Origin of the sequence: Campylobacter sp. CFSAN093224 (assembly GCF_012897395.1) — a bacterium.
Classification (GTDB): Bacteria; Campylobacterota; Campylobacteria; order Campylobacterales; family Campylobacteraceae; genus Campylobacter_D; species Campylobacter_D jejuni.
The window spans coordinates 265,662-281,860 of sequence record NZ_CP040607.1 but is presented as its reverse complement, the minus strand read 5'-3'; the positions used below and the strand labels follow the sequence as shown (position 1 = coordinate 281,860).

20 protein-coding genes and 1 pseudogene are annotated in these 16,199 nt (G+C 30.2%); 17 read left to right on the top strand and 4 right to left on the bottom strand.

The window, feature by feature from the left end; genetic code table 11:
- Positions 1 to 55 precede the first annotated feature (55 nt).
- Genes FBF11_RS01465 through FBF11_RS01435 form a run of 7 tightly spaced genes read left to right on the top strand, consistent with a single transcriptional unit; the run spans position 56 to position 5,235 of the window.
- The gene (locus tag FBF11_RS01465; protein WP_002816245.1) at positions 56 to 1,198 is read left to right on the top strand and encodes a pyridoxal phosphate-dependent aminotransferase family protein; all 1,143 of its coding nucleotides are present in this window, start codon (positions 56 to 58) and stop codon (positions 1,196 to 1,198) included.
- The gene (locus FBF11_RS01460) at positions 1,195 to 1,806 is read left to right on the top strand and encodes a DUF452 family protein (RefSeq protein ID WP_002816243.1); all 612 of its coding nucleotides are present in this window, start codon (positions 1,195 to 1,197) and stop codon (positions 1,804 to 1,806) included. The genes FBF11_RS01465 and FBF11_RS01460 overlap by 4 nt, the downstream gene beginning before the upstream one ends.
- Positions 1,803 to 2,489 (top strand): malonyl-ACP O-methyltransferase BioC, encoded by a 687-nt coding sequence (gene bioC, locus FBF11_RS01455; RefSeq protein WP_002816240.1) that lies wholly within the window; start codon positions 1,803 to 1,805, stop codon positions 2,487 to 2,489. Before FBF11_RS01460 ends, bioC begins: the two co-directional genes overlap by 4 nt.
- Positions 2,490 to 2,539: 50 nt before the next feature.
- A complete protein-coding gene (gene modA / locus FBF11_RS01450) occupies positions 2,540 to 3,289 on the top strand; it encodes a molybdate ABC transporter substrate-binding protein (protein ID WP_002857589.1) in 750 nt (249 codons plus the stop codon).
- Entirely contained in the window at positions 3,286 to 3,687 is a 402-nt protein-coding gene (locus FBF11_RS01445) for a molybdenum-pterin-binding protein (protein ID WP_002857328.1), read from the top strand. The genes modA and FBF11_RS01445 overlap by 4 nt, the downstream gene beginning before the upstream one ends.
- Positions 3,680 to 4,354 carry a molybdate ABC transporter permease subunit gene (modB, locus tag FBF11_RS01440; protein WP_002857391.1) on the top strand — a complete coding sequence of 225 codons (675 nt, stop codon included), beginning with the start codon at positions 3,680 to 3,682 and terminating at the stop codon, positions 4,352 to 4,354. The genes FBF11_RS01445 and modB overlap by 8 nt, the downstream gene beginning before the upstream one ends.
- Complete coding sequence (locus tag FBF11_RS01435; RefSeq protein ID WP_057042179.1) at positions 4,351 to 5,235, top strand: sulfate/molybdate ABC transporter ATP-binding protein; 885 nt, start codon at positions 4,351 to 4,353, stop codon at positions 5,233 to 5,235. Before modB ends, FBF11_RS01435 begins: the two co-directional genes overlap by 4 nt.
- Before the next feature lie 84 nt (positions 5,236 to 5,319).
- Here the strand turns inward: FBF11_RS01435 and FBF11_RS01430 are convergent, their stop codons facing one another.
- Positions 5,320 to 6,093: an OXA-61 family class D beta-lactamase OXA-193 gene (locus tag FBF11_RS01430; protein ID WP_002783228.1), complete on the bottom strand. Its 774-nt coding sequence runs from the start codon at positions 6,091 to 6,093 to the stop codon at positions 5,320 to 5,322.
- Positions 6,094 to 6,312: 219 nt separating this feature from the next.
- Between FBF11_RS01430 and panB the strand changes: the two genes are divergently transcribed.
- The 3 genes from panB to panD are packed head-to-tail and all read left to right on the top strand — an operon-like array spanning position 6,313 to position 8,373.
- Positions 6,313 to 7,137: a 3-methyl-2-oxobutanoate hydroxymethyltransferase gene (gene panB / locus FBF11_RS01425; RefSeq protein ID WP_057042180.1), complete on the top strand. Its 825-nt coding sequence runs from the start codon at positions 6,313 to 6,315 to the stop codon at positions 7,135 to 7,137.
- Between the two features lie 10 nt (positions 7,138 to 7,147).
- Positions 7,148 to 7,996: a pantoate--beta-alanine ligase gene (gene panC / locus FBF11_RS01420; protein WP_052775807.1), complete on the top strand. Its 849-nt coding sequence runs from the start codon at positions 7,148 to 7,150 to the stop codon at positions 7,994 to 7,996.
- Positions 7,993 to 8,373, top strand: a complete 381-nt coding sequence (gene panD / locus FBF11_RS01415) for an aspartate 1-decarboxylase (protein WP_002857482.1) — start codon at positions 7,993 to 7,995, stop codon at positions 8,371 to 8,373. Before panC ends, panD begins: the two co-directional genes overlap by 4 nt.
- Before the next feature lie 109 nt (positions 8,374 to 8,482).
- Here panD and FBF11_RS01410 read toward each other — a convergent pair.
- From FBF11_RS01410 to surE, 3 genes and pseudogenes are all read right to left on the bottom strand, one after another.
- Positions 8,483 to 8,940: pseudogene (locus FBF11_RS01410) on the bottom strand (GNAT family N-acetyltransferase).
- Positions 8,924 to 9,583 carry a tRNA cyclic N6-threonylcarbamoyladenosine(37) synthase TcdA gene (locus FBF11_RS01405; protein WP_002860322.1) on the bottom strand — a complete coding sequence of 220 codons (660 nt, stop codon included), beginning with the start codon at positions 9,581 to 9,583 and terminating at the stop codon, positions 8,924 to 8,926. The pseudogene FBF11_RS01410 and the gene FBF11_RS01405 overlap by 17 nt, the downstream one beginning before the upstream one ends.
- Entirely contained in the window at positions 9,573 to 10,349 is a 777-nt protein-coding gene (gene surE / locus FBF11_RS01400; RefSeq protein ID WP_002854555.1) for a 5'/3'-nucleotidase SurE, read from the bottom strand. The genes FBF11_RS01405 and surE overlap by 11 nt, the downstream gene beginning before the upstream one ends.
- 254 nt (positions 10,350 to 10,603) lie before the next feature.
- On the opposite strand from surE, the gene FBF11_RS08430 reads away from it, so the two are divergent.
- From FBF11_RS08430 to FBF11_RS01370, 7 genes are all read left to right on the top strand, one after another.
- Positions 10,604 to 10,825 (top strand): glycerol-3-phosphate transporter, encoded by a 222-nt coding sequence (locus FBF11_RS08430; RefSeq protein ID WP_002857419.1) that lies wholly within the window; start codon positions 10,604 to 10,606, stop codon positions 10,823 to 10,825.
- Positions 10,816 to 11,775, top strand: a complete 960-nt coding sequence (locus FBF11_RS01395) for an MFS transporter (protein WP_002857303.1) — start codon at positions 10,816 to 10,818, stop codon at positions 11,773 to 11,775. Before FBF11_RS08430 ends, FBF11_RS01395 begins: the two co-directional genes overlap by 10 nt.
- A gap of 263 nt (positions 11,776 to 12,038) precedes the next feature.
- Positions 12,039 to 12,791: an AcfC family glycoprotein adhesin PEB3 gene (gene peb3, locus FBF11_RS01390; protein WP_002857286.1), complete on the top strand. Its 753-nt coding sequence runs from the start codon at positions 12,039 to 12,041 to the stop codon at positions 12,789 to 12,791.
- Between the two features lie 96 nt (positions 12,792 to 12,887).
- A complete protein-coding gene (gene lpxB, locus FBF11_RS01385) occupies positions 12,888 to 13,982 on the top strand; it encodes a lipid-A-disaccharide synthase (protein WP_002858730.1) in 1,095 nt (364 codons plus the stop codon).
- 11 nt (positions 13,983 to 13,993) lie between these two features.
- Entirely contained in the window at positions 13,994 to 14,479 is a 486-nt protein-coding gene (gene greA, locus FBF11_RS01380) for a transcription elongation factor GreA (protein ID WP_002858660.1), read from the top strand.
- Positions 14,480 to 14,488: 9 nt separating this feature from the next.
- Positions 14,489 to 15,247 carry a UDP-2,3-diacylglucosamine diphosphatase gene (locus FBF11_RS01375; protein ID WP_323468479.1) on the top strand — a complete coding sequence of 253 codons (759 nt, stop codon included), beginning with the start codon at positions 14,489 to 14,491 and terminating at the stop codon, positions 15,245 to 15,247.
- Positions 15,240 to 16,196 carry a chemotaxis protein gene (locus FBF11_RS01370; RefSeq protein WP_002851778.1) on the top strand — a complete coding sequence of 319 codons (957 nt, stop codon included), beginning with the start codon at positions 15,240 to 15,242 and terminating at the stop codon, positions 16,194 to 16,196. Before FBF11_RS01375 ends, FBF11_RS01370 begins: the two co-directional genes overlap by 8 nt.
- Positions 16,197 to 16,199 lie beyond the last annotated feature (3 nt).

Genomic DNA, 16,199 nt, shown 5'->3' with positions numbered 1-16,199 from the left:
TTTAAAAATATTTTGGCAAAATAATACTTTAAATTTTTAAATTTACAGGAAAAAAATGAAGCTTGAAAAAATTTTGCAAGATCTAGAGCAAAATCACAATCTAAGAACTCTAACACCTTTAAAACATGAAAATAAATTTGTTTATAAGCAAGATCACAAACTTTTAAATTTAGTAGGAAATGATTATCTTTATTTGGCGTCTTCCAAAGAGTTAAAAGCTGAGTTTTTAAACACCCTAAAAGAACAAGATTTGTTTTTTTCAAGTTCGAGTTCAAGAAGTTTGAGTGGAAATTTTGAAATTTATGAAAAATTAGAAAGTTTTTTAAAGACTAAATTTAAAGATAAGGAAATTTTACATTTTAATAGTGGCTATCATCTAAATATCTCTTGTATAGCAGCACTTTCTAGCGTTTCTAAGACGCTTTTTCTAACCGATAAATTTATTCATGCAAGTATGATTGATGGCTTAAGACTTGGCAGGGCTGATTTTTTTCGTTTTCATCATAAAGATATGAATCATTTAGAGAGTTTAATCCAAAAACATTATGAAAATTATGAAAATATCATCGTTTTAAGCGAAGCTTTGTTTAGTATGGATGGAGATTTTAGCGATTTTAAAACTCTGTGTGAGCTTAAAAGGCGTTATGATAAAATTAAGCTTTATATAGATGAAGCACACAGCGTGGGTTGTTTTGATGAAGAGGGTTTGGGGCTTGTTAAAAAACTAGCCTTAGAAAATGAAGTGGATTTTTTGGTTTTTACCTTTGGAAAAGCCCTTGCTTCCATGGGTGCTTGTATAATATGTGATGAAAAATATAAGAAATTTTTCATCAACAAGGCTAGAGCTTTTATTTATTCTACAGCCTTGCCACCTATTAATGTAGCTTGGACGCAATTTATTTTTAAAAAAATGCCTTATTTTAAGAAAGAAAGAGAAAAATTAGAGCTTTTAAGCACTTTTTTTAAAAGTAAATTGCAAGAAAAAAATCACATCGTTTTAGGCGATGCTTATATTATTTGCTTGCTTTTAGGTGAAAATAAAAAAGCCTTAGAAATTTCACAAAAACTTCAAAAAGCTGGTTTTTTTGCTCCTGCGATCAAAGAACCTACCGTGCCAAAAAATACAGCCAGAATTCGTTTTTCTTTGCACGCAGGACTTAACACAGAAGAACTTGAAAGGATAATAGAGCTTTTATGAAATATGAATTTTTATGTAAAAATCCTGATTCAAAAAAACTTATAGTGGTATTTGGGGGATTTGCTTCACATTCTAGTCATTTTTCGCATTTAAAAAGCGATAAAAATGTGATTTTATTTTATGATTATGAAAATTTTGATTTAAATTTTGATTTCAAAGCTTTTGATGAACTTTTTTTAATCGCTTTTTCTATGGGGGTTTGTGTGGCAAATAGACTTTTAAAAGAGCTTAATTTTAAACAAAAAATAGCCATAAATGGCACAAATTTAGGCATAGATAAATCAAAAGGAATTCATCCTGCAATTTTTAGAAAAACCTTGCAAAATTTCAAATTAGAAAATTTCAAAGAAGCTTTATTTAAAGAACGCAAAAATTTAACTAAAGATTTTATTTTTAAAGATGAAAAAGCTTTAAAAATAGAGCTTGAAAAACTTTTTGACTTTGCTTTAGTAAAACAAGAAGAAAATTTGCTTTGGGATAAGGTTTATTCAAGTAAAAAAGATGAAATTTTTCCACCAAATGCTTTAAAAAATGCTTTTTCAAAACTTATTTTTTTAAATGAACCGCATTTTGCTTTTTTTCATTTTAAAACTTGGGATGAGCTTTGAATTTTTTAAAAGCAAAAGATTATGAAAAACATGCAAAAGTGCAAGATTTTATGGGTTTAAAACTTTGTGAAATTTTAAAAAATTTAAGAATTTCACATTTTGAAAAAGTATTTGAATTTGGTTGTGGCAGGGGTGAATTGAGCAAAAAACTTCAAAATTTTATTACTTTTGATGAGTATTTAAAAAACGATATTTTAGATTTTAAAGAAAATTCTAGTATTTTAATTTTTGATATGAACGAAATTGCAAAACAGGATTTAAGTAAAGAGAAATTTGATCTTATTGTTTCAAATGCAACTTTGCAATGGCTTGATTTAAAACGCATTATACCAAGTCTTAGAGATATGCTAAATCAAAATGGGATTTTACTTCTTTCTACTTTTGCAGAGCAAAATTTAAAAGAAATCAAGCAAAGCACGGGTTTTGGTTTAAATTATTTTAGCTTAAATGAATTAGAGCAAATTTTTAAAGTCTATTTTAATGAAGTAAAAATTACTCAAGAACTCATAAAATTAAGCTTTGATAATGCTTTAGATGTTTTTAGACATTTAAAATTAAGCGGAGTAAATTCTTTAGGATTTTATCCTTTAAATAAAGGTTTTTTAAAAGAATTTGAAGAAAAATTTCAAAACAAACTCACTTATCATCCTGTATTTATTTTATGCAAAAATGATATAAAATGAATTTTTTGTGTTATAATCCAAAAATTAAATTTTTACACAAGGAAAACTAAATGAAAAAGTTTGTAGTATTTTTTGGGATTTTGCTTTTTGTTTCGTGTTTAAATGCGCAAAATTTAAGTATTTTTGTAGCTTCTTCAGCTTCAAAGGCGATGAGTGAAGTTAAAGATGAGTTTTTGAAAACACATCCAGAAGATAAAATAGAATTGGTTTTTGGTGCTTCTGGAAAATATTATGAGCTTTTAAAACAAGGAAGAGAATTTGATCTCTTTTTTTCAGCGGATACTAAATATGCTAAGGCTATTTATGATGATAAAAATGCTTTAATAAAACCAAAAGTTTATGTTTTGGGAGTTTTGGCTTTGTATAGCTTGGATGAAAATTTACTCCAAGGAGGCGTTGAAAATTTAAAAGAAAAGGCAAACAAAATCACGCATCTAAGCATAGCCAATCCTAAAGTAGCTCCTTATGGAGTAGCAGCTAAAGAAGTGCTTGAAAATTTGGGTTTAAATGAGCTTCTTAAGGATAAAATCGTTTTAGGCGAAAATATCTCAGTGCCTGTTTTACATGTAGATAGCAAAAATTCAGATATAGCTATAGTGGCTTATTCTTTAGTTTCTTCTATCAATCATCCTAAGGGTAAGGCTGTTATAATTGATGCAAAGTATTTTAGCCCTTTAGAGCAAAGTTATGTCATCACAAAATACGCTAAGGATAAAAAATTAGCCTTTGAATTTAACGAATTTATTGGCTCTTCAAAAGCAAAAGAAATTTTTAAAAAATACGGATTTAGCACACCATGAACCTTATAAAAGGACAAATTTGTGAGCTTTTAAATCAAGAGGATATAGTTATTGTTAAAATACTTTCTAAAGAAGTGATTTTTAGTGTTTTAATGCTTGAATTAAAATCTTTAGAAAATTTAAAAATTGGTGTGAGTGTAGAACTTCTTTTTAAAGAGCATGAGCTTTGTTTTAGCGCAAGCAAAACTCTTTTAAGTGTTGAAAATTCTTTTTTAGCTAAAATTACAAAAATTAAAAAAGGCAAACTTTTATATCAGGTATTTTTTGATTTTAAAGGTAATGAACTTTCTAGTATTATCACCAAAGAAAAAGCTTTAGAACTTGAAATTTGTGAAAATCAAGAATGGCTTTGTTTTGTAAAAGCAAATGATATTGTATTAAGGAGTCATAGTGCTTGATCCAGCTTTTTTACAAACCCTTTATCTTACTTTTAAACTTGCTTTTATCACGACTTTTATCCTTTTTTTTATCGGTGTTTTTTTAGCTTATTTGTTAAGTTTTGTGCGTTTTCCTTTTAAAACAATCCTTCAAAGCTTTATTTCCTTGCCTTTGATTTTACCTCCTAGTGTTTTGGGATTTTATTTGCTTGTAACTTTTTCGGCTAATAGTTTTTTAGGGCAAGTTTTAAAAGAATATTTTAATCTTTCTTTGGTTTTTAGTTTTGAAGGTCTTGTTTTTGCTTCTTTGATTTTTTCTTTGCCTTTTATGGTAAATCCTTTGCAAAGTGCCTTTTCATCGATCAATCCAAATTTGCTCGATGCTTCTTATAGTTTAGGTAAAAGTAAAATTTATACTCTTTTTAGAGTGATTTTACCTAATTCTAAAGCAGGAATTTTTAGTGCTTGTGCGATGAGTTTTGCCCATACTGTGGGTGAATTTGGAGTCGTGATGATGATAGGAGGACATAAACAAGGTGAAACTTTAGTGGCTAGTATAGCTATTTATGATGAACTTGAAATCTTAAACTATAGCTTAGCCCATCAATATGCTTTTATATTGTTTATTTTTTCTTTTTTAGTACTTTTTAGTCTTTATTTTATCAATAAAAAAATGAGTTTTCAATGATAAGAATTGATATCAATCATCCTATGAATACCGCTAAAGGAAGACTGGATTTAAATTTTAAAAAAGATATAGAATCAGGAAAAATTACTGCACTTTTTGGCGAAAGTGGAGCAGGAAAAACCACTCTTTTAAAAATCATAGCGGGACTTATAAAGCCTAAATTGGGGCGTATAGAAGTAGATAATGAACTTTGGTTTGATTCTTCAAAAAATTTTAGTTTAGCTTTACAAAAAAGAAAAATTGGTTTTGTTTTTCAAGATTATGCGCTTTTTCCAAATATGAATATAAAAGAAAACATCGCCTATGCCGCTAGTTCTAAAGCAAAGGTTAGCGAGCTTTTAGCCTTAATGAAGCTTGAAAATTTAGCTAAAATTTATCCTAAACATTTAAGTGGGGGGCAGGCACAAAGAGTAGCTTTAGCAAGAGCTTTAGCAAGAGAACCAAAAATCTTGCTTTTAGATGAACCTTTGAGTGCTTTGGATTTTAAAATGCGTGCCAATTTACAAGATGAATTAACCAAGATTTTAGAGTATTTTAAAATAAGTACTTTATTGGTAAGTCATGATCTAGCTGAAATTTATAAGTTAAGTCATAGAATTTTAGAGCTTAAAAACGGAAAAATTATTAAAGATTTTCCTAAAAATGAATTTTTTACTCATTCAAATATCAGCGCAAAATTACACTTAAGTGCAACTTTGCTAGAAATTAAAAAAAGTGATATTTTAGTGGTTTTAACCTTGCTTTTAAATCAAGATATTATTAAAATCACTCTTAGTGAAGAGGAATTTCTAAAAGCTTATCAAGATGTAAAAATCGGCGATACGCTTTTGCTATCCATAAAAGCCTTTAACCCTATCATCGTAGGAAAACTTGATAAATAAGAGCAAAAATTTAATTTTTTAATGAGTACTTTAAGTGTACGCAAATCATACAATTAAGTATTTTTGCATTTTACGAAATACTCACTAGCCATCATTTTTAACTTTTTTTACAAGTTCATCTAAATATTTTTCTAAAATTTTTTCTCTTTTATATAAATCTTCAAATTTATCAATATCTAAATTTAGCGCGAAAGCCTTATATTTATTTTCATCTTTTAAATACACAAAACCTACAATCCAAGCAATTTTTTGCTCATCATTAAAACCTGTTTTTCCAAAAAGCTCTAAATTTTCCATATTTTTTAAATAAATCATTTCCTTAACACTATTCATTGCTTCTTGAGAAAAAGGTAAGCTATTTTGTGAAAGTCTAAAAAGCAAAATTGCTTGTTCTTTAGCGCTTATTTTTAGTGAGTTGTCAAGCCAAAAAGTATCGATCTTGGAAATTTTAGCATTACCATAATGAAGCTTGTTTAAATATTCTTGCATAGTTTTGATACCAATTCTTCTTGCCACTTCTTTAAAAGCAAGAACATTAGAATATTTTATAGCTGAACTTAAATTCATATCTTGCGCCCAAGAAGATAAAAATACTTTTTCACCTCTATAGTGATAAAAAATTTCTTTTTTAGTTTTTATCACACCACTATCAAGTGCAATTAGAGCATTAAAAATTTTAAAAGTGGAAGCGGGAGAGAAAGTCTCCATAGCCCTTGAAAAGTCGTTACTCGCCCAAGTTTTTCCATCATAAAAAACAAAAGTGCCGCTTGTATTATACTCTTTAAACCAATTATTTAATATCTTATCTTGCCCAAACACTAAATTTAAGAAAAGTAAAAATAAAGTTATTTTTTTCATAAAATATCTTTCTATTTAAATAATTTTAAACAAAATACTTTTTAAAGCTTTATTTTCTTTAAATATCCTTTAACATGAACTGAAATTTTCTAAAATTGTAACCATTAAAGCAATCCATCGATTAAATATAACTTACTTTATCATTCATTTACTATTTATGAAAAATTATATGCTAGTTTTTTGCTTATTATTTTATAGCTAAAAATTGAGGTATGCAAAATGAGAAAAAGTATGATTAGTTTTTTGGAAAAAAAGGCCAAAAATGAAAAAATAACCATGGTAAGTGCGTATGATTATCATAGTGCAAGAATTTTAGACAATAGCGATATAGATATTATATTGGTTGGAGATTCATTAGCCATGACGGTACTTGGTATGCAAGATACTTTAAGTGTTACTATGGATGAAATGTTGATTTTTACCAAAGCTATTTCTCGCGGAGCTAAAAAGTCTTTCGTACTTGCTGATATGCCTTTTATGTCTTATCAAAGTTCAGATCGTGACGCTATCTTAAATGCCTCAAGATTTATCAAAGAAAGCCACGCAAATGGGGTAAAAGTGGAAGGGGGTATAGAAATCGCAAGTAAGATTAAATTGATTTCCCAATCAGGAATACCCGTCGTTGCTCACCTAGGACTAACCCCACAAGCTGTAAATATGCTAGGTGGCTATAGGGTTCAAGGTAAAGATTTACAATCAGCCCAAAAAATTATAGATGATGCAAAAGCTGTGCAAGATGCGGGTGCTTGTATGTTGGTTTTAGAATGTGTGCCTGTAAAACTAGCACAAAAAATAAGCTCTATTTTAGAAATTCCAACAATCGGCATAGGTTCAGGCAAATACTGCGATGGACAAGTTTTAGTTTATCACGATCTTTTGGGTTTAAATAAAGATTTTAAAGCAAAATTTGTAAAGCATTTTGATAAAATTGATCCTCAAGTAGGAGTTGAAAAATATAGAGATGAAGTTAAAAGCGGTATTTTTCCTTCCCAAGAGCACAGCTTTGATTATTTAGATGATGAATTATTAGATAAATTATACTAAGGATACAAATATGCAAGTCATTACTTCTGTCAAAGAAGCAAAACAAATTGTAAAAGATTGGAAATCACATCAACTTAGTATAGGCTATGTTCCAACCATGGGTTTTTTACACGATGGACATTTAAGTTTAGTCAAACATGCCAAAACACAAGATAAGGTTATAGTAAGTATCTTTGTAAATCCTATGCAATTTGGGCCTAATGAAGATTTTTCTAGTTATCCAAGAGATTTAGAACGCGACATTAAAATGTGTCAAGATAATGGCGTTGATATGGTTTTTATCCCCGATGCAACTCAAATGTATCTTAAGAATTTTAGCACCTATGTAGATATGAATACGATCACTGATAAACTTTGCGGGGCTAAAAGACCGGGGCATTTTAGAGGCGTTTGCACGGTTTTAACTAAATTTTTTAATATCCTAAACCCTGATATAGTCTATATGGGGCAAAAAGACGCGCAGCAATGCGTAGTCGTTAGGCATATGGTTGATGATTTAAATTTTGATTTAAAAATTCAAATTTGTCCTATCATTAGAGAAGAAGATGGCTTAGCTAAAAGCTCTAGAAATGTATATCTTAGCAAAGAAGAAAGAAAAGCGTCACTAGCTATATCTCAAAGCATTTTTTTGGCTGAAAAATTAGTCCGAGAGGGAGAAAAAAATACTTCTAAGATCATCCAAGCTATGAAAGATATTTTAGAAAAAGAAAAACTAATCAAAATCGATTATATAGAATTAGTCGATTTTAACACCATGGAAAATATCAAAAATATCACTGATAATGTTTTAGGAGCGGTGGCTGCTTTTGTTGGAAAAACAAGACTCATTGATAATTTTTTAGTACAAGGATTAAAATGAATATCACTTTACTCAAATCAAAAATACATCGCGCAAGCGTAACAGAAGCTAGGCTTGATTATATAGGAAGTATAAGTATAGATGAAAAATTATTGCAAGCGAGTGGAATTTTAGAATACGAAAAAGTCCAAGTAGTCAATGTCAATAATGGCGCTAGATTTGAAACCTATACCATAGCCACGCAAGAAGAAGGAGTTGTATGCTTAAATGGTGCTGCGGCTCGTCTTGCAGAAGTGGGAGATAAGGTGATCATCATGTCTTATGCTGATTTTAATGAAGAAGAAGCAAAAACATTTAAACCAAAAGTTGTTTTTGTGGATGAAAATAACACTGCTACAAAAATAACAAATTATGAAAAACACGGAGCTATTTTCTAACATCTAGCTATTTTTGTAATTTTTTCTATCTTAGATAAATTCATTTATCTAAGATAGAAAAAAATGATTTTTATATCTTTTAATCCATTATTTTTGCTTATCTTAACTTCTAGTTTTTATAAACCACATCTTTTTTCATTAAAAATTTTTTTAAATTTTGTCCCTCTTTGATAACCTTGTTTTCCCTTATAAGTTCAAAACCATTTTTTAAGAAAAAATCTTTAGCACTTAAGGATGCGAAAGTGTAAATTTCATTATGCAAATAAGTTTTTAAAATAAAATCAAGTAAATTTTGTGCTAAACCTTGTCTAACAAAATCAGGATGAGTAAAAAGCAAATCAAGCAATTTCTGCTCTTGTTTAACACTTATAAAACTTGCGATTTTTCCTCTTTTTTCATAGACAAAGATCTCATCATATTTAAATTTTTCTTCCCATTGTTGTCTATCAATTTTAATCCAAGCACAAATTTGATCTTTTGTATAATCCTTAGCACAAAGTGTTTTTACGCTTTGCTCAAAAAGCGACAAACAAGCATTTAAATTTTAATATCAGCTTTTCTTAGCAAGAACTTTTCTTAATGCCAAGCTGGCTAGGGCTAAACCAAAAGATGCAGTCACACCCATAAAAGATCCAAGATCTTTACAATGCGCTTCCTCATCTGAAAATACCACATCAAAATTTCCCTTAAAGCCTGATTTTCTAAGCTCATAACGAAATTTTTTCGCTAAAGCATCGCCGTGAGTTTTAAAAATACTTGTAGTTTTAATGCGTGTTGGATCAAGCTTTCTAGCTCCACCTGTTGAGGAGATAAAAATTTGTTTTTTAAAATCTATAAGATGAGCCAAAGCTACTTTTGCAGGAATATCATCAATGGCATCTATGATAAGATCAAACTCGCTTAAATCAAAATTTTTTAAAAAATTTTCATCGATTTTACTGACTATACCTTTAACCTTATAAATTCTTTCAAATACTTTAGCCTTTTCTTCGCCTATATTTTCGCTATGAATTTGGCGATTTTGATTAGTGATTTCAAATTTATCCGCATCGATTAAAGTAAGGTTTTTAAAACCACTACGATAAAGCGCATCAACGCAAATTCCACCCACTCCACCAAGTCCGCAAACCAAAACTTTTGTTTGTGAAATTTTTTGAAATTTTTCTTCTCCAACTAGCCATTTTATACGTGTAAATCTATCATTCATCATTTGCCTTTAACCATTTTTTAACTTTTTTCATTCTTTCATAAGCTGTAAGATCCAGCATTATAGGTGTTATTGTAGCGTAGCCTTTTTTAAGTAAGGCAATATCGCTATTTTTCTCATCTTCAAAGTCTAAATTCGCCGCTGCAAGCCAATAGTACTCTACTCCTCTCGGATTGACATTTGAATGGGCTTCAAAATTATAAACCCTTTTGCCTGCTTTACAAATTTTAATGCCTTTGATTTTTGATTTTGCAGGAAAATTGATATTTAAAAATTCTTTTTTTTCCAAAGGAAAACCTTTATCAAAAATATTTTGAATGATTTTTTTGGTAATTTGTAAAGCATTTTTATAGTCTAGTTCTTTTTCGCTTTTTTTATAAAATTGAGAAAGAGCGATAGCAGGAATTCCTTGTAAAACCGCCTCCATAGCTCCTGCGCAAGTTCCTGAGTAGGTAATATCCTCGCCTACATTAGCACCTTTATTAATCCCACTTATTACAAGATCAGGCAAACGCTTTTTGTATAAAGCATGCAAAGCAAGATAAACACAATCTGCTGGAGTGCCATCATCAAGTTTGTAAAATCTTTTTCCCACTTTAACAAAACGCAAAGGTTTGGTTAGGGTTATAGAGTGCGAACAAGCTGATTTTTCACTAGCAGGAGCTACTATGGTGATCTTGGCTTTAAATTCTTTTGTTAACATCTTAATGAGTTTTTTAAGTCCTTCGCTTTCATAACCATCGTCATTAGTGATAAGAATTTCTTTCATTGTCTTCCTTGCAAAAGATAAAAATCTGGATTTTAACATATTTTTTTAAAGCTTCATAGTATAAAATTTTAATTTTTAAATTATATAAATTTCGTATTATTTTTAATTATTTTTTTATTTTATATCGATTAACATTATTTAAACTATAAAAATATAAAGTTAGTAAGGATGGTTTAAATATGTTTGATTTTTTCAAACCTAAGGCAAAAGCTATTAAATTTCCTCTTTAGGAAATTTTACCTAGATATTACAAAATGAGAACTTGGAGTTTAAGTGGGGTTTTTATAGGATATATGGGATATTATCTTGTGCGAAATAATATCACTCTTTCAACTCCATTTATACAAAATCAACTTAATCTCAGTAAATCAGACATCGGAACAATCACAGGCTCAATGCTTATAGCTTACGGGATTAGCAAGGGTGCAATGAGCGTTATAAGCGACAAAGCTGATCCTAAAAAATCATGGCTTTAGGTCTTATTTTATGTGCTCTTGTAAATGTTTTACTTGGTTTTTCAAATTCTTTTTACGCTTATGTAGGTTTTGTTATCGCGCTTGGGGTTTTTCAAGGTATGGGGGTAGGTCCTTCTTTTATCACTCTTGCAAACTGGTATCCTAAAAAAGAGCGGGGAATTTACACGGCCGTTTGGAATATCTCACATAATATAGGAGGCGGGATAGTTGCTCCTATAGTTTCGCTTTCAGGTTTTGCTTTGGCAGCATTATTGGGTGTGAGTATGGCAAATTTTAACGAAACATATTGGCACATGAATCATTTTTATACTCCTGCTGCTTGTGCAGTTATCATTAGTCTTTATGCGCTTTATGCAGTTAAAGGAAATCCTAAAAATGAAGGTTTGGTTGATATTACTGAAATCAATGAAATGCGAGGGATTAAAACAGAAGAAATCAAAGCTATAGAAACTCCAAATTTAAGCAGTTTTGAAATTTTTTATCATTATGTACTTAAAAACAAAAATGCTTGGTATGTGGCTTGGATGGATACTTTTGTTTATATGGTGCGTTTTGGGCTTATTTCTTGGCTTCCTATTTACTTGCTAGAAACAAAAGGCTTTAATAAAGAACAAATAGGTATTGCCTTTTGGCTTTTTGAATGGGCTGCTATACCTTCTACTTTACTTGCAGGATATATTTCAGATAAAATTTTTAAAGGCTATAGAATGCCTCCTGCTATAGGCGCCATGGTTATTATTTTCTTTATGATTATTGGATATTTTACTTCAAATAATCTTTATATGGTTATTTTCTTTGCAGCTATGGCGGGGTGTTTAGTCTATATACCACAATTTTTAGCAAGTATGCAAACTATGGAAGTCGTTCCTGCTTTTGCAGTAGGATCTTGTGTAGGACTTCATGGCTTTATGAGTTATGTAGTCGGCGCTTCACTTGGAACAAAAGCATAGGTTGGGCTGTGGATTACTATGGTAGTTGGAATGCTGGTCTTATCATGCTCCTTAGTGCTTGTATTCTTTGTATACTTTGTTCTACTTTATGTCATTTTAGCGCTAAAAAGAAGCATCAATAACAATTTTAACTTTTGCTTGCAAAAATACCAAGCAAAAGTTAGATTTTAATAATATTTTTGTTACATTATAACTATTTATTAACATACAATTTCTAAAATCTTACCTTCAATCAATAAAAATTTATCATAAAAGGAAATACTATGAAAAAAATTATTACTTTATTTGGTGCATGTGCCTTAGCTTTTAGTATGGCAAATGCAGATGTAAACCTTTACGGACCAGGTGGCCCACACACGGCCTTAAAAGATATAGCAAACAAATATAGCGAAAAAACAGGCGTTAAAGTAAATGTAAATTTTGGCCCTCAAGCGACTTGGTTTGAAAAGGCTAAAAAAGATGCAGATATTTTATTTGGCGCTTCAGATCAATCGGCTTTAGCTATAGCGAGTGATTTTGGAAAAGATTTTAATGTGAGTAAAATCAAGCCTTTATATTTTAGAGAAGCCATCATACTTACTCAAAAAGGCAATCCTTTAAAAATCAAAGGTTTAAAAGATTTGGCTAATAAAAAAGTAAGAATCGTTGTGCCTGAAGGTGCTGGAAAGAGCAATACTTCTGGAACTGGAGTTTGGGAAGATATGATAGGTAGAACTCAAGATATAAAAACCATACAAAATTTTAGAAACAATATCGTGGCCTTTGTTCCAAATAGTGGAAGTGCAAGAAAGCTTTTCGCACAAGATCAAGCCGATGCTTGGATCACTTGGATTGACTGGTCAAAAAGCAATCCTGACATAGGAACTGCCGTAGCTATAGAAAAAGATTTGGTTGTTTATAGAACTTTTAATGTGATAGCTAAAGAAGGTGCGAGCAAAGAAACACAAGATTTTATTGCTTATTTAAGTTCTAAGGAAGCTAAAGAAATTTTTAAAAAATACGGCTGGAGAGAATAAACCTTCATACACGCTTTTTAGCGTGTATTCTTGCATAACTTCTTTTAATTAAGCCAAAATAAGATAAAATGTTTAAAATATTGATAAGGAAATTTTTTGAAAACCTTTTTAGTTTGTGCTTTAGAGCCTTCAGCAAATTTGCATTTAAAAGAAGTTTTAAAAGCTTATAAAAAAGATTTTGGTGAATTTGAACTTCATGGGATTTATGATGAGAGTTTATGCAAAGAATTTGATTTAAATTCTAAACCACTTTATAGCTCACATGAATTTAGTGCTATGGGTTTTATAGAAGTTTTACCTTTGATTTTCAAAGCAAAAAAAGCTATAAAAGAACTTGCAAATTTAAGCTTTACTCAAAAAATAAATGGGATTTTATGTATAGATTCACCCGCTTTTAACATACCTTTTGCTAAAGCTTTAAAAAAAGCAGGCAGTAAAATTCCACGCATTTATTATATCTTGCCTCAAGTTTGGGCGTGGAAAAAAGGTCGCATACCTATCATAGAAAGTCATTTTGATATTTTAGCTTCTATTTTGCCCTTTGATAATCAATTTTTTAACAAAAGCACCTATATAGGCCATCCGCTTTTAGATGAGATAAAAGAATTTAAAAATCAAGAAGACATTAATCATACATTTTCAAAAAAAGATGATGAAAAAACTATAGCCTTTTTACCAGGTTCAAGGCGTAGTGAAATTAGGCGTTTAATGCCTATTTTTAAAGAACTTTCTCAAAAATTTAAGGGTAAAAAAATTCTTTGCGTTCCCTCATTTAATCTTGAAAAATTAGAAGTTTATGGTGATATTAGCGAATTTAAGATAGAAAGTAACACTCCAAAAGTGCTTAAAAAAGCTGATTTTGCCTTTATTTGTAGTGGAACAGCTACTTTAGAAGCAGCTTTAGTGGGAACTCCTTTTGTTCTTGCTTATAAGGCAAAGGCTATCGATATTTTTATCGCAAAACTTTTTGTAAAATTAAAACATATAGGACTTGCAAATATTTTTTGTGATTTCGCTGGAAAAGAAGCTTTAAATCCTGAATTTTTACAAGATAAAGTCAATGTTTTAAATTTATATGAAGCTTACAATAAATATGATTATAAGGCATTTTTTGCTAAAGTTGATTTTTTAAAAGAATATTTACAATTTGGAAGTGCTAAAAATTTAGCAAAAATCCTAAACGAAATATAAAAGGATAAATCATGCAAAAAGAACCAATGAGTCAATTTGGCTATGATAAGTTAGCCGCAGAATTAAAAGATTTAAAAGACAATCAACGCCCTGCCGTTGTAATAGAAATCGATACAGCAAGAAGTCATGGGGATTTGAAAGAAAATGCTGAATACCATGCTGCAAGAGAAAAGCAAGCTTTGATAGAAAGTCGTATTGCAGAGCTTAGTGACTTGCTAGCAAGAGCTCAAGTGATCGATCCTTCAAGCTATGAGCACGATAGTGTGAAATTTGGTTCAAGTGTTGTGATCATGGATTTGGATACAGAAAAAGAAAGCAAATATACTCTAGTAGGAATTTGCGAAGGAAATTTAGATAAGGGTTATATTTCCATCGCATCTCCAATAGCAAAAGCTATGCTTGGAAAAAAAGAAGGAGATGATTTTAAAGTGCGTTTGCCAAAAGGTGAAAGTGAATTTGAAATCCTTTCTATAAATTATGAGCCTTTGAAATTTTAAGGATAAAAAATTTTACTACAAAATGGAGCGATTTTAATCGCAGATGCTCATGAAAATGAACAAAGAAAGGGATTTTGGGAATTTTTACAAGCCTTAAAAAAAGGTAAAATTTCCACCCCTCAACTCATACTTATAGGTGATATTTTCGATTTGCTTATAGGCGAAATCTCTGCTACACATGAATTTGCTAAACCTTACATAGAACTTTTAGAAGAATTGGCCTTAAAAATTGAAATTATCTACTTAGAAGGCAATCATGATTTTAATCTTTCTTGTTTTTTTAAAAGGGTAAAAATTTTTAACTTACAAGAGCAGCCCATAAAGCTTAATTTGCATACAAGTAAAGGTAATAATCTTGTTTTAAATAGTGCTTTTATAAAATTAGCTCACGGAGATATTTTTTTACCACCTCTTTTACAATTTACTCTGAAAACATTAAGAAATCATTATTTGCTTGTATTTTTGAATTTTTTAAATATTATTACTCGTAATTTTATTTCAAATAAAATTCTTCAAAATCAAAACAAAAAAAACCTTTTTTATCAAATAAAAGATTTTGAAAATTTAGCGAAAAAAAGATATGAAAAATATGAAAATTTAGGATTTTGGGTATGTGAAGGACACTATCATCAAAATCATCAAATCAACAAAGAAAACATTAAATATCTTAACTTAGCTAGTTTTGCATATGAGAGAAGTTTTTTTGTAGTAGAATATCAGCAAGAAATCAAATTTCGAGAACAGAAATTGAGGGGTCAAAATGTTTGATGAAAATATCGTGAAAACGGGTTCAAATGAAATGGAGCTTGTCGATTTCCGTATCTTTAAGCAAGGGCACGATAAAGTCTATGAAGGAATTTATGGTGTAAATGTTTCTAAGGTAAGGGAGATTATAAAAATCCCAAGCCTTACAGAACTTCCAGGTGTACCTGATTACATCGAAGGAATCTTTGATCTTCGTGGAGTGGTTATACCTGTAGTCAATCTTGCCAAATGGATGCAAATCACTGAGCCAGAAAGCACTATGCTAAAACCTAGAGTTATTATTACTGAATTTAGCAATATTCTTATTGGTTTTATAGTTCACGAAGCAAAAAGAATTCGTAGAATAAACTGGAAAGATATAGAACCAGCAACTTTTTCTACAGGATCAGGTGCTTTAGATAAAGGTAAAATTACAGGTGTAACACGCATTGAAAATGATGAAGTGTTGCTAATTTTAGATCTTGAAAGTGTTGTTGAAGATTTAGGAATTTACGCTCCAAAAACAGATATAGATTTTGGAAAAATAGAAAAATTTACTGGAACAGCACTTATACTTGATGACAGCATGACTGCTAGAAAACGCGTCAAAGAAATGATGCAACAGATGGGCTTTCAAGTTGTTGAAGCTAAGGACGGCGTAGAGGGCATAAACAAATTAGAAGAATTAAGCCAAATTTATGGTGAAAGTTTAAACGATACTTTAAAAATTATAGTAAGCGATGTCGAAATGCCACAAATGGATGGTTTCCACTTTGCTGCACGCATTAAAGAAGATCCAAGATTTAAAGATATTCCTATAGTCTTTAACTCATCTTTATCAAATGAATTTATGAATGAGAAAGGTGTTCAAGAAGCTGGTGGAGAAGGCTATCTTGTCAAATTTAACGCTAGCGATTTCTTCAATGAAATTGCAAAGGTTATTAAAAAACATCAATCTCAAGAACAGGGGTAAAAT